This is a genomic window from Pseudomonas sp. LBUM1651 (assembly GCF_059716135.1).
In genome coordinates this window covers 4,796,786-4,819,832 of sequence record NZ_CP166805.1, presented here as the reverse complement: position 1 = coordinate 4,819,832, position 23,047 = coordinate 4,796,786, and the positions used below count along the sequence as shown (strand labels likewise).

Genomic DNA, 23,047 nt, shown 5'->3' with positions numbered 1-23,047 from the left:
GGCGGATTAACCGCCCCCTCATTGGTTTAAGCGTAGCTTTCGATCGACGGGCAGGCGCAAACCAGGTTGCGATCGCCGAAGACGTTGTCGACGCGACCGACCGGCGGCCAGTACTTGCCTTCGATCAGCGACGCGACCGGATACACCGCTTGTTCGCGGCTGTACGGGTGCGTCCACTCGCCAACGATTTCCTGGGCGGTGTGCGGAGCGTTTTTCAGTGGGTTGTCGTCCTTGTCCAGCGTGCCGTTTTCCACCGCGCGGATTTCTTCGCGGATGCGGATCATGGCGTCGCAGAAGCGGTCCAGTTCTTCCTTGGATTCGCTTTCGGTCGGCTCGATCATCAAGGTTCCAGCCACCGGGAACGACATGGTCGGGGCGTGGAAACCGAAGTCGATCAGGCGCTTGGCGACGTCATCGACGCTGATGCCGCTGCTGTCTTTCAATGGACGCAGGTCGAGGATGCATTCGTGCGCCACCAGGCCGTTGCTGCCGGTATAGAGGACTGGATAGTGCTCTTCGAGGCGACGGGAAATGTAGTTGGCATTCAGGATCGCCAGTTGCGAAGCGCGCTTGAGACCCGCGCCACCCATCATCCGAATGTACATCCAGGTGATCGGCAGAATGCTCGCGCTGCCGAACGGTGCCGCGCAAACCGCGCCTTCCTTGCGTTCCATCTGGGCGTGGCCCGGCAGGAACGGGGTCAGGTGCGACTTGACGCCAATCGGGCCGACGCCCGGGCCGCCACCGCCGTGAGGGATGCAGAAGGTTTTGTGCAGGTTCAGGTGGGACACGTCGCCGCCGAACTTGCCCGGTGCGCAAAGACCGACCATCGCGTTCATGTTGGCGCCGTCGATGTAAACCTGGCCGCCGTTGTCATGAATGATGCCGCAGATTTCGCGGATGCCTTCTTCGAACACGCCGTGGGTCGACGGGTAAGTGATCATCAGCGCGGCGAGGTGTTCGCGGTGCTCGATGGCCTTGGCGCGCAGGTCTTCGATGTCAACGTTGCCGCGTGCATCGCAAGCCGTCACGACCACACGCATGCCAGCCATGTTGGCGGTGGCCGGGTTGGTGCCGTGGGCGGACGACGGGATCAGGCAGATGTCGCGACGGTCTTCGCCACGGCTCTGGTGATAGGCACGAATCGCCAGCAGACCGGCGTATTCACCTTGCGAACCGGCGTTCGGTTGCAGGGAGATCGAGTCGTAACCGGTGGCGGCGCACAGCATCGCTTCCAGTTCATCGGTCAGTTGCTGATAACCGGCGCTTTGCTCGGCCGGGGCGAACGGGTGCAAGGCACCGAATTCAGCCCAGGTCACCGGGATCATTTCGCTGGCGGCGTTGAGTTTCATGGTGCACGAACCCAGCGGGATCATGGTGCGATCCAGGGCCAGGTCCTTGTCGGCGAGCTTGCGCAGGTAGCGCATCAGCTCGGTTTCCGAGTGGTAACGGTTGAACACCGGGTGGCTGAGGATCGGCGATTGGCGAACCAGAGCGGCCGGGATTGCGCTAACGACTGAAGCGGCGATGGCGGCGAAGTCTGGCAGTGTTTTGCCGTCGGCCAGCAGAGCCCACAGCGTTTCGACGTCAGCTTGCGAAGTGGTCTCGTCCAGGGACAGGCCCAGACGCTCGCCATCAACTACGCGCAGGTTGATCTGCTGCGCACGCGCCTTGTCGTGCAGTTTGGCGGTGTCAGCGCCGGTTTTCAGGGTCAGGGTGTCGAAAAAGCTGGCTTGTTCGACGGTCAGGCCCAGTGCGCTCAAGCCTTTGGCGAGGATCGCGGTCAGGTGATGAATGCGGTTGGCAATCTGCGTCAGGCCTTTCGGGCCGTGGTAAACGGCGTACATGCTGGCGATGTTGGCCAACAGAACCTGCGCGGTGCAGATGTTGCTGGTGGCCTTCTCGCGGCGGATATGTTGCTCGCGGGTCTGCATGGCCAGGCGCAGGGCCGGCTTGCCGAAACGGTCCACGGAGACGCCGACCAGACGGCCCGGCATGTCGCGCTTGAACGCATCTTTGGTGGAGAAGTAAGCGGCGTGCGGGCCACCGAAGCCCAGCGGCACGCCGAAGCGTTGCGCGCTGCCGATAGCCACGTCGGCGCCGAATTCGCCCGGCGGGGTCAGCACGGTCAGGGCCAGCAGGTCAGCGGCAACCGCCACCAGTGCGTTGGCGGCGTGGAAGCGTTCGGTCAGTGCGCGGTAATCGAACAGGTCACCGTTGCTCGCCGGGTATTGCAGCAGGGCGCCGAAGAACGGCGTCACGTCAGTCAGTTCAAGCTCGTCGCCGACGACGACGTCGATGCCCAATGGCTCGGCACGGGTGCGCAGCACGTCGAGGGTTTGCGGGTGGCAATGAACCGACGCGAAGAACGCATGGCTGCCTTTGTTCTTGCTCAGGCGTTTGCAGAAGGTCATGGCTTCGGCAGCGGCGGTGGCTTCATCCAGCAGTGAGGCGTTGGCGATCGGCAGGCCGGTGAGGTCGCTGATCAGGGTCTGGAAGTTCAGCAGCGCTTCGAGACGACCCTGGGAAATTTCTGGCTGGTACGGGGTGTACGCGGTGTACCAGGCCGGGTTTTCCAGCAGGTTGCGCAGGATTGGCGACGGCGTGTGAGTGCCGTAGTAGCCCTGGCCGATGTAAGTCTTGAACAGCTGGTTCTTGGCCGCGATGCCTTTGATCAACGCCAGGGCGTCGGCTTCGCTCAGGCCATCGTCCATGCCCAGCACGCTGGTGCCTTTGATGCTTTCCGGAATGACGCTGGCGCTCAGGGCTTCCAGTGAGTCGAAACCGAGGCTGTTGAGCATCGCTTGCTCATCGCCGGAACGCGGGCCGATGTGGCGCGCGATGAATTCGTTGGCGGTGGTCAGGTTTACTTGAGTCATGTCAGCGCTCCTCAGGCTTCGGCGTTGGCTTTGATCAGACGGTCGTAGGCGTCCTGATCCAGCAGTTTGGCAACAGCCGAGGCGTCGGCCGGCTGGAAGCGGAAGAACCAGCCTTCGCCCAGCGGATCTTCGTTGACCAGTTCCGGGCTGCTGTCCAGCGCCGGGTTCACTTCCAATACTTCGCCGTCCAGAGGCATGTACACGCCGCTGGCGGCTTTTACCGATTCCACGGTGGCGGCTTCTGCGCCTTTGTCGTAGGACTGCAGCTCAGGCAGTTGTACGAAAACCACGTCGCCCAAGGCGTTCTGCGCGAAAGCGGTGATGCCGACAGTAACAGTGCCGTCAGCTTCGGTGCGCAGCCATTCGTGATCTTCAGTAAAACGCAACTCGCTCATGGAAACTCCTAGGGGGGGCCAGACTCGTCTGGTGGACGCGATTGAATGCTTGGGCAAAAGCCCTGCTTTATAAGTGGCTACTAAGCAAGATCGCGGCCAATGTTAATAAGTCCTTATAAATCAGTAGCTTGAGCGTTTGTGAGGCGCGAGCGAATTGAATGACTGTAGCGAAATCGCTACAGCCTGAAGCGAAGAAAAAAGCGTAATGGGATCAAAGCCTTGCACAGCGGTGATCGGGAGAGGATGTATCGATATCGTTCCGCTGTAGCGCTTTCAGTACAGGTGGAGGTCGTTTTTAAACAGGATTTCGGCTGAACACAAAACCTGTGGGAGCCAGCCTGCTGGCGATGAGGCTATGTCAGTCGACATCTTTTTTGCCTGCCACACCGCAATCGCCAGCAGGCTGGCTCCCACAGGGGGCTTAGGTGTGTTTGGGCGATTTCACGGTTTGTTTGGAATGCCGTACTTACGCAACCGATGAGCGATCGCGGTGTGGGAAGTTTGCAGACGGCTGGCCAGTTGCCGGGTCGAGGGGTAGCTGACGTAAAGCTTTTCCAGCAGGGTCTTTTCGAACTCTTCCATCGCCTGCTCCAGGCTGTCGACTTCGCTGTCGCTCTGGCGCGCCACGGAGGTGCCGGCAATGTCGAGGTCGCCGATGTCCACCAGGCTGCTTTCACAAATCGCGGCAGCGCGGAAGATCACGTTCTGCAATTGCCGCACGTTGCCTGGCCAACGGTTGCCCAACAGCGCCGGGTAGGTCCCGGGCGCCAGGCGACACACCGGTCGCTGAATCTGCGCACAGGCCTGCTGCATGAAATAACGGGCCAGCAGCAAAATGTCCTGGCCACGTTCACGCAGCGGCGGGACTTCGACGTTCAGGACGTTGAGGCGGTAGAACAGGTCTTCACGGAACGTGCCTTCGCTGACCATTTTTTCCAGATCGCGGTGCGTGGCGCTAAGGATCCGCACGTTGACTTTCACCTCACGATCGCCGCCCACGCGGCGGAAGCTGCCATCGTTCAAAAACCGCAGGAGTTTCGCCTGCAAGTACGGCGACATTTCGCCGATTTCATCGAGAAACACCGTGCCTTGGTTCGCCAGTTCCATCAGCCCCGGTTTACCGCCCCGTTGCGCACCGGTGAAAGCGCCCGGGGCGTAGCCGAACAGTTCGCTTTCGGCGAGGTTCTCCGGCAATGCCGCGCAGTTCAGCGCCAGGAAGGGTGAACTGTGCCGGGCACTGATGGCGTGACAGGCGCGGGCGACGAGTTCTTTGCCGGTGCCGGTTTCGCCCTGGATCAACAACGGCGCATCGAGGGCCGCTACACGTTGGGCACGGGCCTTGAGCGTGCGAATCGCCGGGGATTCGCCCAGCAGCGCGTCGAACCCTTCGGCATGGTCGTGGTGCAGCGCCGAGAGGCGTTCGCCGATGCGGTTCGGTTGATACAGCGTCAGCAGCGCGCCGGCGTCTGTGATCGGCGTGGCGTCCAGCAACAGGGTCTGGCCGTTGACGGTGATCTCGCGCAGCGGCAAGCGAAAGCCTTGTTCCAGCAGGGTGTCGAGCAGGGCGGGGTCGGCAAACAGATCCGCGATGCTTTCACCGGCCGGTTCACGCCCGTACAAGGCAATCAGTGCCGGGTTGGCCAGCAGCACGTTGCCGTTGCTGTCCAGGGCCAGTACCGGGTCGGTCATGGCGGCGAGCAATGCATCGAGTTGCAAGTGCCGACGTTGGCCGGGAAGGATGTCGACTACGGTCATCGCTTGCACACCGCGCACGCTGAGCAACGCATCGTGCAGTTCTTCGAGCACTTGCGGACTGAGGGTCGGGGCGTCGATGTAAACGTTGGGCGGAACCATTTCCACCGCATCCAGATTGAGATTGCGCCCACCGAGCAGGGCCAGGACTTCCTGGGTGATGCCGACGCGGTCGATGAAGCTGACGTGGATACGCATGGGGCGATTTTGGTTCTGGAGTGCGGGAGGTGGCAAGTATGCCTTGGGGCGGGCGAATGGTGAAATCCTGCGCAGGACTTCAATGCAACGCAAAACCAATGTGGGAGCGAGCCTGCTCGCGAATGCGGTGTGTCAGTCACTACCTATGTTGACTGTCAGGCCGCCTTCGCCGGCAAGCCGGTCTCGCTCCCACAGGTACAGCGTTCATCCAGAGGAATAGGGTTATTCGAAGTTCTCAAGGTTTACCGGGTCGCCGGACTTCATATCCAACTGCTTCCGGATGTCTTCAAACATTAAATCGTAATGCTTGTGAACCGAGCCGATCTGGCTGTGTGTCTTCGGGATTCCGTACTTCTCGGCGATTTTCGTCACGTTGTTGGCGAAGTTGTAAGCCTCCTCCTTGGCCAGAAAGAAGGTCTCCGTCATGTCCTTCCCCTGCATGCTGCCGTGCAGGGTGAACAGCATCCCTTTGCCTTTCTGGGGATCCTGCGTGACCTCATAGTCGAGGTGCACGTTGTAATTGACATCATCAGGGGTCAGCGCGTGGCGCTCGATGTGCAAGTGACCGGGCTCGAACGTTGCCATTGACGTTTCTCCTTATAAATAAGTTATGCCAGGTTTCGCCGTGCTGATCCGCGTACCGGCCTTGCCCTGGACGATCGCCTCGATGTCCGAGAGTGAACCGATCACCGCGACTTTTCCAGTATGGCGCGCGAACTCACAGGCAGCCTGGACCTTCGGACCCATGGAACCGGCGGCGAAGCCGAGTTTTTCCATTTCGTCCGGGTGCGCCTGGGCGATGGCTTTCTGGGTCGGTTTGCCGAAATCGATGAAGGCCGCGTTGACGTCGGTGGCGATCACCAGCAGATCACTGTCGAGCTGTTCGGCCAACAACGCCGAGCACAGGTCCTTGTCGATCACCGCTTCCACGCCTTGCAGTTTGCCGTGGGCGCCGTACATCGTCGGGATGCCGCCACCGCCGGCGCAGATCACGATGCTGCCTTTTTCCAGCAGCCATTTGATCGGGCGGATTTCGAAGATGCGTTTCGGTCTCGGGCTGGCCACCACGCGACGGAATTTGTCACCGTCCGGGGCAATCGCCCAGCCTTTTTCTGCGGCGAGTTTTTCCGCTTCGGCCTTGGCGTACACCGGGCCGATGGGTTTGGTGGGGGTCTGGAAGGCCGGGTCGTTGGCATCGACTTCGACCTGGGTCAGGAGCGTGGCGAAGGGCACTTCGAAGTCCAGCAGGTTGCCCAGTTCCTGTTCGATGATGTAGCCGATCATGCCTTCGGTTTCAGCACCGAGCACGTCCAGCGGGTACGGCGAAACCGAGGTGTAGGCCGCCGCTTGCAGTGACAGCAGGCCAACCTGCGGACCATTGCCGTGGGCGATGACCAGTTCATTGCCGGCGTAAATCTTGGCGATTTGCTCGGTGGCGATCCGGATGTTGGCGCGTTGATTGTCCGCGGTCATGGGTTCACCACGGCGGAGTAGGGCGTTACCGCCCAGAGCAACGACGATACGCATAATGCAGTCCTTTCAATAAAGAGGTTACGAGCGACTCGGTTCCCCTGTCGAAACCCGGTCAATGTGGGAGCGAGACCGGCTTGCCGGCGATGACCATTTCACATTCAACAATGATGTTGACTGTAACTCCGCTATCGCGAGCAGGCTCGCTCCCACAGGGGGTTGTGTGCCTGCAGGAGGAGCCGAGCGAGCCTTTAGATATCCGCCAACGCCGACACCAGGATCGCCTTGATGGTGTGCATGCGGTTTTCCGCTTGCTCAAAGGCGATGTTGGCCGGGGACTCGAAGACCTCTTCAGTCACCTCGACGCCATTGGCCAGGTGCGGATATCGCGCGGCGATGTCCTTGCCGACCTTGGTTTCGCTGTTATGGAACGCCGGCAAACAGTGCATGAACTTCACGCGCGGGTTGCCCGAAGCCTTCATCATTTTCGCGTTGACCTGGTACGGCAGCAGCTGCTCGATGCGTTCGTCCCACGCTTCCACCGGCTCACCCATCGACACCCAGATGTCGGTGTGGATGAAGTCCACGCCCTTGACCGCTTCTTTCGGGTCTTCGGTGATGGTGATGCGTGCGCCGCTGTCTTCGGCGAAGGCTTTGCACTGGGCGATGAAATCAGCGTGTGGCCACAGCGCTTTCGGCGCGGCGATGCGCACGTCCATGCCCAGTTTGGCGCCGATCATCAGCAACGAATTGCCCATGTTGTAGCGGGCGTCGCCGAGGTAGGCGTAGCTGATGTCATGCAGTGGTTTGTCGCTGTGTTCGCGCATGGTCAGGGTGTCGGCGATCATCTGCGTCGGGTGGAACTCAGCGGTCAGACCGTTGAACACCGGCACGCCGGCGAACTTGGCCAGCTCTTCGACGATTTCCTGTTCGAAGCCACGGTACTCGATGGCATCGAACATCCGCCCCAGCACACGGGCGGTGTCTTTCATGCTTTCCTTGTGGCCGATCTGCGACGACACCGGGTCGATGTAGGTGACGTGGGCGCCTTGGTCATGGGCCGCGACTTCGAAGGCGCAGCGGGTGCGGGTCGAGGTTTTTTCGAAGATCAGCGCGATGTTCCTGCCTTTGAGGTGCTGTTGCTCGGTGCCGGTGTACTTGGCGCGCTTGAGGTCGCGGGACAGGTCCAGCAAATAGTTCAGCTCGCGAGTCGTATGGTGCATCAGCGAGAGCAGGCTGCGGTTGCGCATATTGAAAGCCATGATTGGATCTCCTTGGGTTTCGGTTATCCGCCTGCTTCAGGCGTTATAAGCGTGAAGCAGGGCTCAAGATTTAGTAGTCGATAGGGTCGCGAATGATCGGGCAGGTCATGCAGTGGCCGCCGCCACGCCCGCGTCCCAGTTCGCCGGCGCTGATGGTGATGACTTCGATACCGGCCTTGCGCAGCAGGGTGTTGGTGTAGGTGTTGCGGTCATAACCGATCACCACGCCGGGCTCCACGGCCACCACGTTGTTGCCGTCGTCCCATTGCTCGCGTTCGGCGGCGAAGCTGTTGCCGCCGGTTTCCACCACGCGCAATGCTTTGAGGTTGAGGGCCTTGGCCACGGTGTCGAGGAAGTTGGTTTCTTCGCGGCGAATGTCGATGCCACCCGGTTTGCCTTCGTCAGGGCGCAGGGTGAAGGCGACGATCTGGTTCACCACTTCCGGGAAGATCGTGACCAGGTCGCGGTCGCAGAAGCTGAACACAGTGTCCAGGTGCATTGCTGCGCGGGACTTCGGCAGGCCGGCGACGATTATTTTCTCGACGGCTTTGTTCTTGAACAGGTTCACCGCGAGTTGGCCGATGGCCTGACGGGACGAGCGTTCGCCCATGCCGATCAACACCACGCCGTTGCCGATCGGCATCACGTCGCCGCCCTCAAGGGTGGAGCTGCCATGTTCCTTGTCCGGGTCGCCGTACCAGATTTCGAAGTCGGCGTTGGTGAACTGCGGGTGGAATTTGTAGATGGCGGTGGCCAGCAAGGTTTCCTGACGGCGCGCCGGCCAGTACATCGGGTTCAGGGTCACGCCACCGTAGATCCAGCAGGTGGTGTCGCGGGTGAACTGGGTGTTGGGCAGCGGCGGCAGAATGAAGCTGGAGTGGCCGAGGAAATCGCGGAACATCTGAATGGTCTTGCCGCCGAAGCTGTCCGGCAGGTCATCGGCGGACACGCCGCCAATCAGGAATTCGGCGATCTTGCGTGGCTCCAGGCTGCGCAGCCACGAACCGACTTCATGGATCAGACCGAGGCCGACCGAATTGGCGGTGACCTTGCGTTCCAGAATCCAGTCCAGGGCTTCGGGGATCGCGACGATGTCGGTCAGCAGGTTGTGCATTTCCAGCACGTCGATGTTGCGTTCGCGCATTTTGGTGACGAAGTCGAAATGGTCACGCTTGGCCTGGGCGACCCACAGCACATCATCGAAAAGCAGTTCGTCGCAGTTGTTCGGGGTCAGCCGCTGGTGGGCCAGGCCGGGGGAGCAAACCATGACTTTGCGCAGTTTGCCGGCTTCGGAATGTACGCCGTACTTAACTTTTTCCGTGGTCATTACAGTGATCCTCCAGATGACAAATCAATCAGGTATTACAGGGTCAGGAAGCCGTCATACAGTCCATAGGCCGCCACCAGGGCGCCCACGACGACTGCGGCGAAAATCAGCTTCTCGACGTTGGTGAAAACCGGTTTGTTGAGTTCAAGCTTGGCCTTGGCGAACAGGATCGCGCCGGGGGCATAGAGCAGGGCGGAGAGCAGCAGGTATTTGACGCCGCCCGCATAGATCAGCCAGATCGCGTAGATCAATGCGACGGCACCGATGAACAGGTCTTTCCTGCGTTCGGCACCGGCGTTTTCATAACTTTCGCCGCGCACCGCCAGCAGCAGCGCGTAAGCCGCCGACCACAGGTAAGGCACCAGAATCATCGAGGTAGCGAGGTAGATCAGCGACAGGTAAGTGCTGGCCGAAAACAGCGTGATGATCAGGAACAGCTGCACCATGGCGTTGGTCAGCCACAAGGCGTTGACCGGCACCTGATTGGCGTTTTCCTTGCGCAGGAAGGCCGGCATGGTGTGGTCCTTGGCGGCGGCAAACATGATCTCCGCGCACAGCAGCACCCACGACAGCAACGCACCGAGCAGGGAAATGATCAGACCGACGCTGATCAGCACCGCGCCCCACTGACCGACCACGTGCTCCAGCACGGCGGCCATCGACGGGTTCTGCAGTTTGGCCAGTTCCGGTTGGGTCATGATGCCCAGCGACAGCACGTTCACCAGCACCAGAAACAGCAGCACGGTGATGAAACCGATCACGGTGGCTTTACCCACGTCGCTGCGTTTTTCTGCGCGGGCCGAGAAGATGCTCGCCCCTTCGATGCCGATGAACACCCACACGGTGACCAGCATCATGTTGCGCACCTGGTTCATCACGCTGCCCAGATCCGGGTTTTTTACGCCCCAGATGTCGGCCGTGAAGATGTCCAGTTTGAAGGCGAAAACAGCGATCAACACAAACAGCAGCAGCGGCACGACCTTGGCGACGGTGGTCACCAGGTTGATGAACGCCGCTTCCTTGATCCCGCGCAGCACCAGGAAATGCACGGCCCAGAGCAGTACCGACGCGCCTATGACGGCGGCCACTGTGTTGCCTTCGCCGAAGATCGGAAAAAAGTAACCGAGGGTGCTGAAGAGCAGAACGAAGTAACCGACGTTGCCCAGCCAGGCACTGATCCAGTATCCCCAGGCGGATGAGAAACCCATGTAGTCGCCGAAACCGGCCTTGGCGTAGGCGTAGACACCGCCGTCCAGATCAGGCTTTCGATTGGCAAGGGTTTGAAAGACGAAGGCCAGCGTCAGCATGCCGACGGCGGTGATGGCCCAGCCGATCAGCACGGCGCCGACGTCGGCACTGGCGGCCATGTTCTGGGGCAAAGAGAAGATCCCGCCACCAATCATTGAGCCGACAACCAACGCAACCAGTGCACCGAGTTTCAGTTTTCCGGGGGATTCAGACATTGCATGACTCCAATGCAGGAGAAAAGAGACGACAGATTAATTCTGTTAGCCATTCAATCAGCTGACATAGATCAGTGCATGGGCACATTCCATTGTTAATGAAAGACTTATGAATCTTTCCCGGGCATAACGGTATTGCCGGAAAAGCCCTGTCCAGAGGCCTCGGCCAGATCATTCAGGAATAGAGCGTATTACTTGGAGTTTTTAAGCTAGTTCGTTTTCCGGTTTCCGCAAATTTTTGACGGCTGTTTCAGTACTGAATTGATTTATTAGGATCAACACACAAAACTGCTGTTACCGGCTGCGGCTTTAGAAGCATCGGCTATAAATAAAAGACGCAAATTGCCATCAATTAATAAACGTTATTTCTGTTTACCTATTTAGTTACAGTTATCCCTTTTTGGCGAGGGAGCTTGCTCCCGCTGGACTGCGCAGCAGTCCCTTTTTTGGGGTCGCTTCGCAACCCAGCGGGAGCAAGCTCCCTCGCCACAGGGGTCAGCGCAATGGAAAAAGGAGACGCTGGGATGTCGCAACCGACGCAAAAACTTCGCCTGAGTGCGCTGATCGCGCTGGTGGTGGGATCGATGATTGGCGGCGGGATTTTTTCCTTGCCGCAGAACATGGCCGCCCGAGCCGATGCCGGCGCGATATTGATCGGTTGGGCGATCACTGCGGTGGGCATGCTGACCCTGGCCTTCGTGTTCCAGACGCTGGCCAATCGCAAACCCGAACTGGATTCCGGGGTGTACGCCTACGCCAAGGCAGGGTTCGGTGACTACATGGGTTTCTCGTCCGCGTGGGGTTACTGGATCAGCGCCTGGCTGGGCAACGTTGGCTATTTTGTTTTGCTGTTCAGCACCCTCGGCTATTTCTTTCCCGTGTTTGGCCAGGGCAACACGCCCATCGCCATTGGCTGCGCGTCGGTGCTGTTATGGGCCGTGCATTTCCTGGTGATGCGCGGAATCAAGGAAGCGACGTTCATCAATCAGCTGACCACCGTGGCCAAGATCGTGCCGCTGATCATGTTCATCGTCATCGCCGCCGTGGCGTTCAAGGCCGACATCTTCACCCGTGACATCTGGGGCCGCAGCAATCCGAATTTCGGCGGCGTCATGGATCAGGTGCGCAACATGATGCTGGTGACCGTGTTCGTGTTTATCGGCATCGAAGGCGCCAGCGTCTATTCAGCGCGGGCGGAGAAACGTTCGGATGTCGGACGGGCGACGGTCATCGGTTTTCTCGGCGTGCTGGCACTGTTGGTGCTGGTGAATGTGTTGTCGCTGGGGATCATGAGTCAGCCGGAACTGGCCAACCTGCAGAACCCGTCGCTGGCGGCGGTGCTGGAACACATCGTCGGGCCTTGGGGCGCTTTGTTGATCAGCATTGGCCTGGCGATTTCGCTGCTTGGTGCACTGTTGTCCTGGGCGTTGCTGTGCGCCGAGATTCTCTTCGCCACGGCGAAAGACAAAACCATGCCGGCCTTCCTGAAAAAGGAAAACGCCAATCATGTGCCGGTCAATGCGCTGTGGCTGACCAACGTGATGATCCAGATCTTCCTGCTGATCACGCTGTTTTCCGCTGGCACTTACACCAGCCTGATCTACCTCGCGTCGTCGATGATTCTGGTGCCGTATCTGTGGTCGGCGGCGTATGCGGTGCTGTTGAGCGGGCGGGGTGAAACCTACGAACACGCGTCGGCGGAGCGCACCAAAGACTTGCTGATTGGCGGCATCGCGCTGAGTTATGCGGTGTGGCTGTTGTACGCCGGCGGGGTGAAGTATTTGCTGCTGTCGGCGTTGCTGTACGCACCGGGGGTGATTTTGTTCGTCAAGGCCAAACATGAGCAGGGTGAACCGTTGTTCACTCATATCGAGAAAGGGATTTTTACCTGCGTGATCACCGGTGCGGGGCTGGCGGCGTACGGTTTGTACAGCGGCTTGCTGTCGCTGTGAGGTTGTTGCTGGAGTACCAGCCGCCCTATGACTGGCCGGCGATGCTGGGTTTTTTGTCGGCGCGGGCCGTGGTCGGGATGGAGACGGTGGTCGATGGCGTGTATTCGCGCAGCATCGGGTTGAACGGTGTTCACGGCACGTTTTCGATCGGGCCCGTGGCGGGTGATGCACTGGAGGTGATGCTGGGTTTTCCTGACGCGGCGGCAGTGCCGGAGATCGTTGTGCGGCTGCGGCGGATGTTTGATCTGGATGCGGACCTGCCGACGATCCATCGGCCGTTGAAGACTGATCCGTTGATGGCGCGGTTGATTGCCGAGCGGCCGGGGTTGCGGGTTCCGGGGGCATGGGACGGTCTGGAACTGGCGATCCGTGCGGTGTTGGGCCAGCAGATTACGGTGAGCGCGGCGATCCGGTTGGCGGGGAAACTGGTAGCGCAGTATGGGCAGCCTTTGACGTCTGTTTTGCCCGGTGTCACGTCTGTGTTTCCTGAGACGGCCGTTTTGGTGAAGGCGGATCTGGCGACGCTGGGCATGCCGAAAAGTCGTGGCCGGACGTTGTCGGGTGTGGCCCGGGCGTTGCTCGATGATCCGTTGCTGTTTGAACCGGGGCGTGAGGGCGGTGTGGCGCGGTTGCTGGCGTTGCACGGGATTGGCGACTGGACGGCGCAGTACATTGCGTTGCGGCAGTTGCGGGAGATGGATGCGTTTCCGTCGGGGGATGTGGGGTTAATCAATGCACTGGCGGCGCTTGAAGGTGAGCGGGTGACGGCTCGGGAGTTGTCGGCGCGGGCTCAGGACTGGCGACCTTTTCGAGGGTATGCGGCGCAGCTTCTTTGGACATCGCTGAGCCGGATGGATTGAGTTGTTTGTTCCGGCCTCATCGCCAGCAGGCTGGCTCCCACAGGTTTTGTGATCGACATAAATCCGCTGTGGGGCAACTGTCTTGATTTTGATGATTTGGTTTGGCTGGCTTCCACAGGTTTTGTGAACGATGCAGATTCACTGTGGGAGCCAGCCTGCTGGCGATGGGGCCAGAACGGTCACCACCACTGCGCGCGATGGGAACCCAATTCGGAAGCCGGAATTGCCCACTGCAATGGCGTTCCGGTGATCTTCAGCGGCACTTGCAACCGATGCGCCGGACCCCATGGCGTCTGCTCTACCAACAGGCCCTGATCGTTTTCATCCTCTGCCCGCAAGGCCTCGGTTGTTCCTGCGCCATTTTCAATCAACAACTTCGCCGTCCGCGCCAACGACAATCGCGCCGATCCTCCCCGTCCCAACAACGTGATCGCCGCAGCCGCCATCAAATACCCCGTGGCATGATCCAGCGCCTGCACCGGCAAGGGCGTCGGCTTATCCGTTTTCTTCCACTGCATCCCCGCCTCGGCGATCCCGCTGCTCATCTGCACCAGGCTGTCGAAGCCGCGACGGTTCTGCCATGGCCCGCTCCAGCCGTAGGCGTTGAGGCACACATCAATCAGGCCTGGCGCCAGTTTTTGACGCTCGGCGACACCGTAACCCAACCTTTCCAATGCGTCGGCGCGGTAGCCGTGGAGCAAAATGTCGGCGTCCTTGAGCAGCCTGTCGAACACGGCCCGATCGTCATGGTTGTGCAGGTCCAGCCTTGCGCAGCGCTTGCCCAACGTGACTTCCGGCACCACGCCCGGTTCGTTCCAGGTCGGTGGGTCGATACGCAAGACATCGGCGCCCAGGCCTGCGAGAAAACGACTGGCGATGGGCCCCGCGAGCACGCGAGTGAGGTCCAGCACCTTGATCCCGGCCAGCGGTTGCGCCACCGAACCTTTCCACAGTTTCGGCTGTTGCGGGTTACCGGCGCTGAACTGAATCAACGGCTCGGCGTTCACGGCCTGGCCTTGGGGATGGGTTTGCCATTGTTCCCAGGTGCGCATTTCGGCGGCGCAGCCACCGGCGTCGACCACGGCCTGCTCCAGATCACTTTTCGCCCATTGCGCAACCTTGCTCGCCACGTCTCCGCGGTCGGCACACGCGCCGAGCACGCTTTCGGCGGCGGCACGATGATGAGGTGCGTTGGTGTGCAGGCGGATCCAGCCATCCTTGGTCGCATAGTCGCCGGCAACCGGGTTCCACAGCGGTGGAACGCTCCAGCCGACGGGGCGGATCGACGTTGCGAACCAGAAAGAGGCCAGACGCCGGTCGACTTCAAGGTTGGGCAAGCGACCGGTTTGTTGCTGCAGTAATTCGCTGGCAGCCTGGCCGGCGGCGGCGATGCTGGCGCAGGCGAGGTCGGTGACGGCAAACGCCGAGGGCAGGGCGCCACTCGAGGTGAACGGAATCGGGATGCGGGGCAAGCCGAGTGCGGCTTGAATGGACGTGAGTAAATCAGTCATCGAAGGCCCTCCGGAAGAGGGCCTGATCATAGATCAAAAAACTGCCCGCCCGGATGAAAATCCCCTTGTGGGAGCGAGCCTGCTCGCGATGGCGGTGTGTCAGGCAACATCTCTGTTGGATGTGACATCGCTTTCGCGAGCAGGCTCGCTCCCACAGGGGGCAGTGGTGCAACTTTAAACCCGGAACTGATCCATCAATTTCATCTGGTGGTTGGTCAAGGCGTTGAGGTGGCTGCTGATCTGCGCCGATTCGGTGGCCTGGCCGGTCAAGGTTTCGGTGACGGTGCGGATCGCCGAGACGTTGCGGTTGACCTCTTCGGCCACGGCGCTTTGCTGTTCGGCGGCGCTGGCGATTTGCAGGTTCATGTCGCTGATCACGGTGACTGCGTCGCTGATTTTGCTCAAGGCTTGCACTGCTTGCTGGATCTGCCCGGCGTTGCTGTGGGCCTGGGTCTGGCTCGAATGCATGGTGGCGACCACGCCGCGGGTGCCCGTCTGGATACGTTCGATGACGAGGCGGATTTCTTCCACCGAATCCTGGGTGCGTTTGGCGAGATTGCGCACTTCGTCGGCCACCACCGCAAAGCCGCGACCGCTTTCCCCGGCACGGGCCGCTTCGATGGCGGCGTTGAGCGCCAGCAAGTTGGTCTGTTCGGCGATGCTGCGGATGACTTCCAGCACCGAACCGATCTGCTCGCTGTTGACCGCCAACGCTTCGACTTCGGTGACAGCCTTGCTGACTTCGTCGGCCAGTTGATTGATGTCGCGAGTGCTGCGTTCGATGATCGACATGCCATCGCGGGCCGATTGATCCGCACCTTTGGCCGCGTTGGCCGCGCTCGAGGCGCTGTTGGCGACGTCGTGGGCGGTGGCGCTCATTTCGTTGGAGGCAGTGGCCACCTGGTCGATTTCGCGGAACTGCACCTGCATGCCTTCGCTGGTCTGGCGGGCGATTTCAGAAGACTGGTCGGCGGTGCCACGGGCGTCGGTGATGCTCTGTTTGATCTGGGCGATGGTCGGTTGCAGCTTGTCGAGGAAGCGGTTGAACCAGCTGACCAGTTCGCCCAGTTCATCTTTCTTGCTGTAGTGCAGACGCTGCGTCAGGTCGCCGTCGCCACTGGCAATCGCCTTGAGCATCTCGGCCACGCTGTTAATCGGACGGGTCACGCCCGATGCCGTCAGCCAGATCAGCAACAGACCGACGAGGCCGGCAGCGACGGCCACCAGCACTGCTTTGATCGTGCCGCTTTGCTGGGCGTCATCTAGTACTGCTTGCAGCTTCACCGAATCGGCCAGCAGCACGTGTTTCGGCAGGTCGATCACCACGCCCCAGGCTTTGGAATCGCTGATCGGGCTGACCGGGTACACCGCACGAATCAAGTCGCCTTGTTCGAGGATTTTCGGTGCGCCACCGCTGAGCAATTGCAGGACATCCTTGCCCTCTGCACCCAGGGTGTCGCCGATACTTTTGCCGACCTTGCTCGCGTCCACGCTGTAACCGGCGAGCACGCCGCTGCCGGAGACAATCAGCATGTGTCCGGCGCTGTTGAACAGATCGCGCTGGGAATCGACCGCCGCGGCCTGCAGGGCGTCGAGGGCAATGTCCACGCCGACCACGCCGATGGATTTGCCGTCCACCAGCAGCGGAACGGAAATGGTGGTCATCAGCATTTCCTTGCCGCCGACGGTGTCGGCATACGGGTCCAGCAGGCAGGTGCGCTTGCTGTCGCGAGGGCAGGTGTACCAGCTGTTGTAAGGGGTGCCGCTGAGGCTCAAGGTGGTTTTGGTCATGTCGTCTTCGACCATGATCGTGTTGAGCGCGGTACCGCCGGCGCGGCTCCAGTAACTGGCGAAACGACCGGCTTCGTTGGACTGGCGGGCAGCGTCATTGGCGAACTCGCTGTCCTTGCCGTCCAGGCCGTTGGGCTCGAACGCCAGCCAGATCCCCAGCACCTTGCTGTTGCGCTCGAACGCGGTTTTCAGGCTCTGGTTCAACTCTTCACGCAGGGCACCGGCCTCAAGCGAACGCTTGGCGGCCATGTTGCGCATGTCCTTGATCTGGTCCGCCAGGGCAGTCACCACCAGCTGGCTTTCGCCGAACGTCTTCTGCACCCGCACCGCCTGCTCGGCGGCCTTGGCCTGAAGCAGGTCCTGCACACTGTCGGTGAGCATTTTGCTGCTGGAGGCGCTGACCAGTTCATCGTTCTGGTTGGTCTGGTAGAAGTTCATGCTGACGATCAGGACGACCACGCCCAGCAGGCAGAGACCGGAGAGCAGAACGATTTTCAGGCGGATGGACAGAGAGTCGAACATAGGACGAACTCGCGAATGAATGAGGTGTTGGCTTTGGGTCGAGGTCGACCCTTCGGTTCGCCAAGTCCATTCAGCGCCATTCACTGCAATCGGCGAGGGGCGGGGATGCATGATGGTGGCTCCGACGAACGGTCATGGTTGAACGTTTGCGCGGAAAAATGTGCCGAAAAGCGGCGTAAAACGGGAAAAATCGCGGTGTGCTTCAGGCGGGTTGCGGCGCTGATTCCGGTCGCGACCAGATCCACAGATTACCCAGGCTCATGCCGGCGATGGCGAGGTAAACCGGCCAGTCATGATCGAGCATGACCCACATCAGTCCGGCGCACAGCAGCATGCTGACGGTGGCGCTGACCTTGGCGCGACGCGCGACGATCTTGCCATTGCGCCAGTTGCTGAGGATCGGACCGAACAATAGATGGTTTTCCAGCCAGGCACTCAGGCGCGGCGAACTCTTGGTCGCGGCCCAGGCGGCCAGCAGGATGAACTCGGTGGTGGGCAGGCCGGGCACGACGATGGCGATCAGGCCGATGGCGAGGCTGATGTAGGCCAGAAGGCCGAACAGGATACGGGCGAGATTTGAGGAGGAGCTAGTCATAAGGTCGACGCTTACCCTGTAGGAGCAAGGCTTGCCCGCGAAGAATGCGCCGCGGTTTTTCAGGCAGACCGCGTTATCGTTCTTCGCGGGCAAGCCTTGCTCCTTGGTACGGTGTTTTCAGGCGAGTTCGGGGGTGGTGGCGTAGGCCTGTTCCAGCAGAACAGTAAAGCGGTTGAACGCAGCAATGGCGCCTTTATCCAGTTCCGCTTCTTCCTGGGCAGTGAGCTCCAGACCATCCAGGGTCTTGACGAAGCTTTTCCAGCCTTCAGCGCGGCCACCGGCCGGTTCGCCGAGGTGACGGGCGCCGAAGGTTTCGCTCAGGCCCAGGCCAACCGCACGCTTGATCAGGAACGGCTGCGAGGCGGGGCGATTGACTCACGGGAAGACCTGATCCATTTCGAGCGAATGATAATGCTTATCATCCGCTCGAGTGGTCAAGTATTGATTTGTGAAGGTTTATGCCCGGCCCAGCAGATACGTCGCGTAATCGGGGATGCGCTGTGAGTGCGCCTGATCCATCAACGGGCTGCTGAGCAGGTAGTCGGCGCTGCATTCGTTGCAGGCCACCGGAATGTTCCAGACCGCCGCGACCCGCAGCAACGCCTTGATGTCCGGGTCGTGGGGCTGCGGTTCGAACGGGTCCCAGAAGAACACCAGCATGTCGACCCGCTGCTCGGCGATTCGCGCGCCGAGTTGCTGGTCGCCACCCAATGGGCCGCTGATCATGCTTTCCACCGGCAGGTCGAGGCGTTGTTGCAACAACAACCCCGTGGTGCCAGTGGCAACCAGCTCATGTTGCGCGAGCTTGTCTTTGTGCCGCTCGGCCCAGTCCAGCAAAAACACCTTGCAGTGATCATGGGCGACCAGGGCGATACGCTTGCGCGCCGCCACGGTCTTCTGTGTAAAGCTGATTCCGATCATGGGATGTTCCACAGGCGATTTGCGTGGGTGATCCTGAGGACGCTATCGCCAGCAAGCCGGCTCCTACAGGAATCGTGTATGACGCAACCTTGTAGGAGCCGGCTTGCTGGCGATAGCGGTGGCCCAGGCGCAGAGTTACTCCGCGTTGCACAGCGCCAGGCAGTTATCGAGCATGCGGTTGGAGAAGCCCCATTCGTTGTCGTACCAGGCCAGGACCTTGAGCAGCTTGCCGCTGGATTTGGTGTGGTTGGCGTCGAAAATCGACGACAGCGGGTTGTGGTTGAAGTCGCTGGAGACCAGCGGCAGGGTGTTGTAGCCCAGAATTTTCGAATGCTGGCTGGCTTCCTTGAGCAGCGCGTTCACTTCATCGGCCGACGCTTCGCGTTTCAGCTGCACGGTCAGGTCCACCAGCGAGACGTTGATCACCGGAACACGCACGGCCATGCCGGTCAGTTTGCCTGCCAGTTCCGGCAGCACCAGGCCGACCGCTTCAGCGGCGCCGGTCTTGCTCGGGATCATGTTCTGAGTGGCGGAGCGGGCGCGGTACGGATCGACGTGGTAGACGTCAGTCAGGTGCTGATCGTTGGTGTAGGCGTGAATCGTGGTCATCAGGCCGCTTTCGATGCCCAGCTCGCGGTGCAGCACCTGAGCCACAGGGGCCAGGCAGTTGGTGGTGCACGACGCGTTTGAAATAATCTGATGGGATTGGCGCAGAATGTCGTGGTTCACCCCATAAACCACAGTGGCGTCGGCGCCTTTGGCCGGGGCCGAGATGATCACTTTGCGTGCGCCGGCCGTAATATGCGCAGCGGCTTTGGCCCGGTCGGTGAACAAACCGGTGCATTCGAACACGACATCGATCTTTTCAGCGGCCCAGGGCAGGTCGGCCGGGTTACGAATCGCGCTGACGGAAATACGGTCGCCGTTGACGGTCAGGCTTTCCTGATCGTGCTGGACATCGGCATCGAACGTGCCGTGAACGGTGTCGTACTTGAGCAGATGAGCGTTCATCGCGCTGTCGCCCAGATCGTTGATGGCAACGATCTGCAAATCTTGACGATAGCCTTGGGTATACAGTGCGCGCAGGACGTTGCGGCCAATTCGGCCAAAACCATTGATTGCGATTCGAAGAGTCATTTAACAGGGCCGCCGTCGTTTTGTTGTTGGAATTACAAGATTATTCGCATAAAAATAGAAAACAAGCCTTTTTAATGGCAATATTTTGTTCAATCTACAACGAGTGACCTGAATCAACTGGTCCGACCGATCAAGAAAACCGTCTGTCATCCCAACAACAACGGCTCTTGTTCAGCATAGACAATCAGGTCGCCACATCCGTTAGCCTGGAGTTCTACACATGCATCCCCGCGTCCTTGAGGTCACCGAACGGCTTATCGCCCGCAGCCGCGCAACCCGCGAGGCTTACCTTGCGCTCATTCGCGGTGCGGCCAGCGACGGTCCGATGCGCGGCAAGCTGCAATGCGCCAACTTCGCCCATGGCGTGGCCGGTTGCGGCACCGAAGACAAGAACAGCCTGCGGATGATGAACTCCGCCAACATCGCGATTGTTTCGTCATATAACGACATGCTCTCGGCGCACCAGCCGTACGAAGTCTTCCCTGAACAGATCAAAAAAGCCCTGCGCGAGATTGGCTCCGTCGGCCAGTTCGCCGGTGGCACCCCGGCCATGTGCGATGGCGTGACCCAAGGCGAGCCGGGCATGGAACTGAGCCTGCCGAGCCGGGAAGTGATCGCGATGTCCACCGCTGTGGCCCTTTCCCACAACATGTTCGATGGCGCGCTGATGCTCGGCATCTGCGACAAGATCGTGCCGGGCCTGATGATGGGCGCGCTGCGGTTCGGTCATCTGCCGACGATTTTCGTGCCGGGCGGGCCGATGGTCTCGGGCATTTCCAACAAGCAGAAAGCCGATGTGCGTCAGCGTTACGCCGAAGGCAAGGCCTCGCGCGAAGAGCTGCTGGAATCGGAGATGAAGTCCTACCACAGCCCTGGCACCTGCACGTTTTACGGCACCGCCAATACCAACCAGTTGCTGATGGAAGTCATGGGCCTGCACTTGCCGGGCGCCTCTTTCGTCAACCCGAACACGCCGTTGCGCGATGCCCTGACTCGCGAAGCGGCGCACCAGGTCACGCGCCTGACCAAGCAGAACGGCGACTTCATGCCCATCGGCGAAATCGTCGACGAGCGCTCGCTGGTCAACTCGATCGTGGCGCTGCACGCCACCGGCGGCTCGACCAACCACACGCTGCACATGCCGGCCATCGCCATGGCAGCGGGTATTCAACTGACCTGGCAGGACATGGCCGACCTCTCCGAAGTCGTGCCGACCCTGAGCCACGTCTACCCGAACGGTAAAGCCGACATCAACCACTTCCAGGCCGCGGGCGGCATGTCGTTCCTGATTCGCGAACTGCTGGAAGCCGGGTTGCTCCACGAAAACGTCAACACCGTGCTCGGCCACGGCCTGAGCCGCTATACCAAAGAACCGTTCCTCGATAACGGCGAACTGGTCTGGCGCGAAGGCCCGATTGAAAGCCTCGACGAAAACATCCTGCGTCCGGTGGCGCGTGCGTTCTCGCCGGAAGGCGGTTTGCGCGTGATGGAAGGCAACCTCGGTCGTGGCGTGATGAAAGTTTCGGCGGTCGCGTTGGAAAACCAGGTCGTCGAAGCGCCAGCGATGGTGTTCCAGGATCAACAGGATCTGGCCGATGCGTTCAAGGCCGGTTTGCTGGAGAAAGATTTTGTCGCGGTGATGCGCTTCCAGGGCCCGCGCTCCAACGGCATGCCGGAACTTCACAAAATGACGCCGTTCCTCGGTGTGCTGCAGGATCGCGGCTTCAAAGTCGCGCTGGTCACCGACGGGCGCATGTCCGGCGCCTCGGGGAAAATCCCGGCGGCGATTCACGTCAGCCCTGAAGCGTATGTGGGCGGCGCTTTGGCGCGCGTGCAAGAGGGCGATATCATCCGCGTCGATGGCGTCAAAGGCACCCTGGAGCTTAAGGTGGACGCCGACGAATTCGCCGCGCGCGAACCTGCCAAGGGCCTGTTGGGTAACAACATTGGCAGCGGTCGCGAGCTGTTTGGTTTCATGCGCATGGCTTTCAGCTCCGCAGAGCAGGGCGCCAGCGCCTTTACTTCTGCCCTGGAGACGCTTAATTGAAACTGGCTTTGGTCGGTGACATCGGTGGGACCAACGCACGTTTCGCGTTGTGGAAAAACCAGCAGCTGGAATCTGTCCAGGTGCTGGCGACGGCCGACCACGCCAGCCCGGAAGAGGCGATTGCGCTCTACCTGAGCGGGCTCGGTCTGGCGTTGGGTTCGATCGGTTCTGTGTGCCTGTCGGTGGCCGGCCCCGTGAGCGGCGATGAATTCAAGTTCACCAACAATCACTGGCGCCTCAGCCGCAAGGCGTTTTGCCAGACCTTGCAGGTCGATCAACTGCTGCTGGTTAACGACTTCTCGGCGATGGCGCTGGGCATGACGCGCTTGCAGCCGGGCGAATTCCGCGTGGTTTGCGAAGGCACGCCGGAACCGTTGCGGCCGGCGGTGGTGATTGGTCCGGGCACGGGCCTGGGCGTCGGCACCTTGCTCGACCTGGGCGAGGGCCGCTTTGCTGCGTTGCCGGGCGAGGGCGGTCACGTCGATTTGCCGTTGAGCAGCCCGCGTGAAACTCAACTGTGGCAGCACATCTTCAACGAAATCGGGCATGTCAGCGCTGAAACAGCGTTGAGTGGCAGCGGCTTGCCGCGAGTCTATCGGGCGATTTGTGCGGTGGACGGGCATGAGCCGGTGCTCGAAACGCCGGAAGCGATCACCGCGGCCGGTCTGGCGGGTGATCCGATTGCGCTGGAAGTGCTGGAGCAGTTCTGCTGCTGGCTCGGGCGCGTGGCGGGTAACAACGTGTTGACCACCGGTGCACGTGGTGGTGTGTTTATCGTCGGTGGGGTGATTCCGCGGTTTGCCGATTTCTTTGTTGAAAGCGGTTTCGCCCGGTGCTTTGCCGACAAGGGCTGCATGAGCGATTACTTCAAGGGGATACCGGTGTGGCTGGTGACGGCGCCGTATTCCGGGTTGGTGGGTGCGGGTGTGGCGCTCGACCAGGCCTGAAACCGCGCCGCCTTCATC

At 60.6% G+C, this 23,047-nt stretch carries 17 protein-coding genes and 2 pseudogenes; 4 read left to right on the top strand and 15 right to left on the bottom strand.

Annotation, left to right across the window (positions count from 1 at the left end; all coding sequences use genetic code 11):
- Window positions 1-26 precede the first annotated feature (26 nt).
- From gcvP to arcD (ACA066_RS22555), 8 genes are all read right to left on the bottom strand, one after another.
- A complete protein-coding gene (gene gcvP / locus ACA066_RS22590) occupies window positions 27-2,879 on the bottom strand; it encodes an aminomethyl-transferring glycine dehydrogenase (protein WP_497696708.1) in 2,853 nt (950 codons plus the stop codon).
- Between the two features lie 11 nt (window positions 2,880-2,890).
- Window positions 2,891-3,274 carry a glycine cleavage system protein GcvH gene (gene gcvH / locus ACA066_RS22585; RefSeq protein WP_084318989.1) on the bottom strand — a complete coding sequence of 128 codons (384 nt, stop codon included), beginning with the start codon at window positions 3,272-3,274 and terminating at the stop codon, window positions 2,891-2,893.
- A 441-nt stretch (window positions 3,275-3,715) separates the two neighbouring features.
- Window positions 3,716-5,224 (bottom strand): transcriptional regulator GcsR, encoded by a 1,509-nt coding sequence (gene gcsR, locus ACA066_RS22580; RefSeq protein WP_497696707.1) that lies wholly within the window; start codon window positions 5,222-5,224, stop codon window positions 3,716-3,718.
- Between the two features lie 222 nt (window positions 5,225-5,446).
- Window positions 5,447-5,809: a DUF5064 family protein gene (locus tag ACA066_RS22575; RefSeq protein WP_497696706.1), complete on the bottom strand. Its 363-nt coding sequence runs from the start codon at window positions 5,807-5,809 to the stop codon at window positions 5,447-5,449.
- Between the two features lie 12 nt (window positions 5,810-5,821).
- Window positions 5,822-6,751 carry a carbamate kinase gene (gene arcC / locus ACA066_RS22570; protein ID WP_497696705.1) on the bottom strand — a complete coding sequence of 310 codons (930 nt, stop codon included), beginning with the start codon at window positions 6,749-6,751 and terminating at the stop codon, window positions 5,822-5,824.
- Window positions 6,752-6,945: 194 nt separating this feature from the next.
- Complete coding sequence (locus ACA066_RS22565; protein WP_497696704.1) at window positions 6,946-7,956, bottom strand: ornithine carbamoyltransferase; 1,011 nt, start codon at window positions 7,954-7,956, stop codon at window positions 6,946-6,948.
- Window positions 7,957-8,026: 70 nt separating this feature from the next.
- Window positions 8,027-9,283 carry an arginine deiminase gene (gene arcA / locus ACA066_RS22560; RefSeq protein ID WP_497696703.1) on the bottom strand — a complete coding sequence of 419 codons (1,257 nt, stop codon included), beginning with the start codon at window positions 9,281-9,283 and terminating at the stop codon, window positions 8,027-8,029.
- A 35-nt stretch (window positions 9,284-9,318) separates the two neighbouring features.
- Window positions 9,319-10,746, bottom strand: a complete 1,428-nt coding sequence (arcD, locus tag ACA066_RS22555; RefSeq protein WP_497696702.1) for an arginine-ornithine antiporter — start codon at window positions 10,744-10,746, stop codon at window positions 9,319-9,321.
- Between the two features lie 524 nt (window positions 10,747-11,270).
- Between arcD (ACA066_RS22555) and arcD (ACA066_RS22550) the strand changes: the two genes are divergently transcribed.
- Window positions 11,271-12,698: an arginine-ornithine antiporter gene (arcD, locus tag ACA066_RS22550; protein ID WP_497696701.1), complete on the top strand. Its 1,428-nt coding sequence runs from the start codon at window positions 11,271-11,273 to the stop codon at window positions 12,696-12,698.
- Window positions 12,695-13,558 carry a DNA-3-methyladenine glycosylase family protein gene (locus tag ACA066_RS22545; protein WP_497696700.1) on the top strand — a complete coding sequence of 288 codons (864 nt, stop codon included), beginning with the start codon at window positions 12,695-12,697 and terminating at the stop codon, window positions 13,556-13,558. The genes arcD (ACA066_RS22550) and ACA066_RS22545 overlap by 4 nt, the downstream gene beginning before the upstream one ends.
- Window positions 13,559-13,737: 179 nt before the next feature.
- On the opposite strand, the gene ACA066_RS22540 is transcribed toward ACA066_RS22545, so the two are convergent.
- From ACA066_RS22540 to gap, 7 genes and pseudogenes are all read right to left on the bottom strand, one after another.
- Window positions 13,738-15,069 (bottom strand): CoA transferase, encoded by a 1,332-nt coding sequence (locus tag ACA066_RS22540; RefSeq protein WP_497696699.1) that lies wholly within the window; start codon window positions 15,067-15,069, stop codon window positions 13,738-13,740.
- A 174-nt stretch (window positions 15,070-15,243) separates the two neighbouring features.
- On the bottom strand, window positions 15,244-15,999 hold the full coding sequence (locus tag ACA066_RS22535) for a methyl-accepting chemotaxis protein (protein ID WP_497699939.1): 756 nt from the start codon (window positions 15,997-15,999) through the stop codon (window positions 15,244-15,246).
- Between the two features lie 102 nt (window positions 16,000-16,101).
- A pseudogene (locus ACA066_RS22530) lies at window positions 16,102-17,109 on the bottom strand (methyl-accepting chemotaxis protein); the annotation flags it as partial.
- A 475-nt stretch (window positions 17,110-17,584) separates the two neighbouring features.
- Window positions 17,585-17,977: a YbaN family protein gene (locus tag ACA066_RS22525; protein WP_497696698.1), complete on the bottom strand. Its 393-nt coding sequence runs from the start codon at window positions 17,975-17,977 to the stop codon at window positions 17,585-17,587.
- A gap of 117 nt (window positions 17,978-18,094) precedes the next feature.
- Window positions 18,095-18,328 (bottom strand): annotated as a pseudogene (locus ACA066_RS22520) (biliverdin-producing heme oxygenase); the annotation flags it as partial.
- 105 nt (window positions 18,329-18,433) lie between these two features.
- Complete coding sequence (locus ACA066_RS22515) at window positions 18,434-18,898, bottom strand: methylglyoxal synthase (RefSeq protein ID WP_145315761.1); 465 nt, start codon at window positions 18,896-18,898, stop codon at window positions 18,434-18,436.
- Window positions 18,899-19,033: 135 nt separating this feature from the next.
- Window positions 19,034-20,035: a type I glyceraldehyde-3-phosphate dehydrogenase gene (gap, locus tag ACA066_RS22510; protein WP_497696697.1), complete on the bottom strand. Its 1,002-nt coding sequence runs from the start codon at window positions 20,033-20,035 to the stop codon at window positions 19,034-19,036.
- A 220-nt stretch (window positions 20,036-20,255) separates the two neighbouring features.
- Here gap and edd point away from each other — a divergent pair, with 220 nt between their 5' ends.
- Entirely contained in the window at window positions 20,256-22,082 is a 1,827-nt protein-coding gene (gene edd / locus ACA066_RS22505; RefSeq protein ID WP_497696696.1) for a phosphogluconate dehydratase, read from the top strand.
- On the top strand, window positions 22,079-23,029 hold the full coding sequence (locus ACA066_RS22500; protein WP_497696695.1) for a glucokinase: 951 nt from the start codon (window positions 22,079-22,081) through the stop codon (window positions 23,027-23,029). Before edd ends, ACA066_RS22500 begins: the two co-directional genes overlap by 4 nt.
- Window positions 23,030-23,047 lie beyond the last annotated feature (18 nt).

Bases quoted from the DNA above. Each gene is read 5' to 3' on its own strand.
- gcvP (WP_497696708.1), bottom strand. From the start codon at position 2,879: ATGACTCAAGTAAACCTGACCACCGCCAACGAATTCATCGCGCGCCAC.
- gcvH (WP_084318989.1), bottom strand. From the start codon at position 3,274: ATGAGCGAGTTGCGTTTTACTGAAGATCACGAATGGCTGCGCACCGAA.
- gcsR (WP_497696707.1), bottom strand. From the start codon at position 5,224: ATGCGTATCCACGTCAGCTTCATCGACCGCGTCGGCATCACCCAGGAA.
- ACA066_RS22575 (WP_497696706.1), bottom strand. From the start codon at position 5,809: ATGGCAACGTTCGAGCCCGGTCACTTGCACATCGAGCGCCACGCGCTG.
- arcC (WP_497696705.1), bottom strand. From the start codon at position 6,751: ATGCGTATCGTCGTTGCTCTGGGCGGTAACGCCCTACTCCGCCGTGGT.
- ACA066_RS22565 (WP_497696704.1), bottom strand. From the start codon at position 7,956: ATGGCTTTCAATATGCGCAACCGCAGCCTGCTCTCGCTGATGCACCAT.
- arcA (WP_497696703.1), bottom strand. From the start codon at position 9,283: ATGACCACGGAAAAAGTTAAGTACGGCGTACATTCCGAAGCCGGCAAA.
- arcD (WP_497696702.1), bottom strand. From the start codon at position 10,746: ATGTCTGAATCCCCCGGAAAACTGAAACTCGGTGCACTGGTTGCGTTG.
- arcD (WP_497696701.1), top strand. From the start codon at position 11,271: ATGTCGCAACCGACGCAAAAACTTCGCCTGAGTGCGCTGATCGCGCTG.
- ACA066_RS22540 (WP_497696699.1), bottom strand. From the start codon at position 15,069: ATGACTGATTTACTCACGTCCATTCAAGCCGCACTCGGCTTGCCCCGC.
- ACA066_RS22535 (WP_497699939.1), bottom strand. From the start codon at position 15,999: ATGCAGGTGCAGTTCCGCGAAATCGACCAGGTGGCCACTGCCTCCAAC.
- ACA066_RS22525 (WP_497696698.1), bottom strand. From the start codon at position 17,977: ATGACTAGCTCCTCCTCAAATCTCGCCCGTATCCTGTTCGGCCTTCTG.
- ACA066_RS22515 (WP_145315761.1), bottom strand. From the start codon at position 18,898: ATGATCGGAATCAGCTTTACACAGAAGACCGTGGCGGCGCGCAAGCGT.
- gap (WP_497696697.1), bottom strand. From the start codon at position 20,035: ATGACTCTTCGAATCGCAATCAATGGTTTTGGCCGAATTGGCCGCAAC.
- edd (WP_497696696.1), top strand. From the start codon at position 20,256: ATGCATCCCCGCGTCCTTGAGGTCACCGAACGGCTTATCGCCCGCAGC.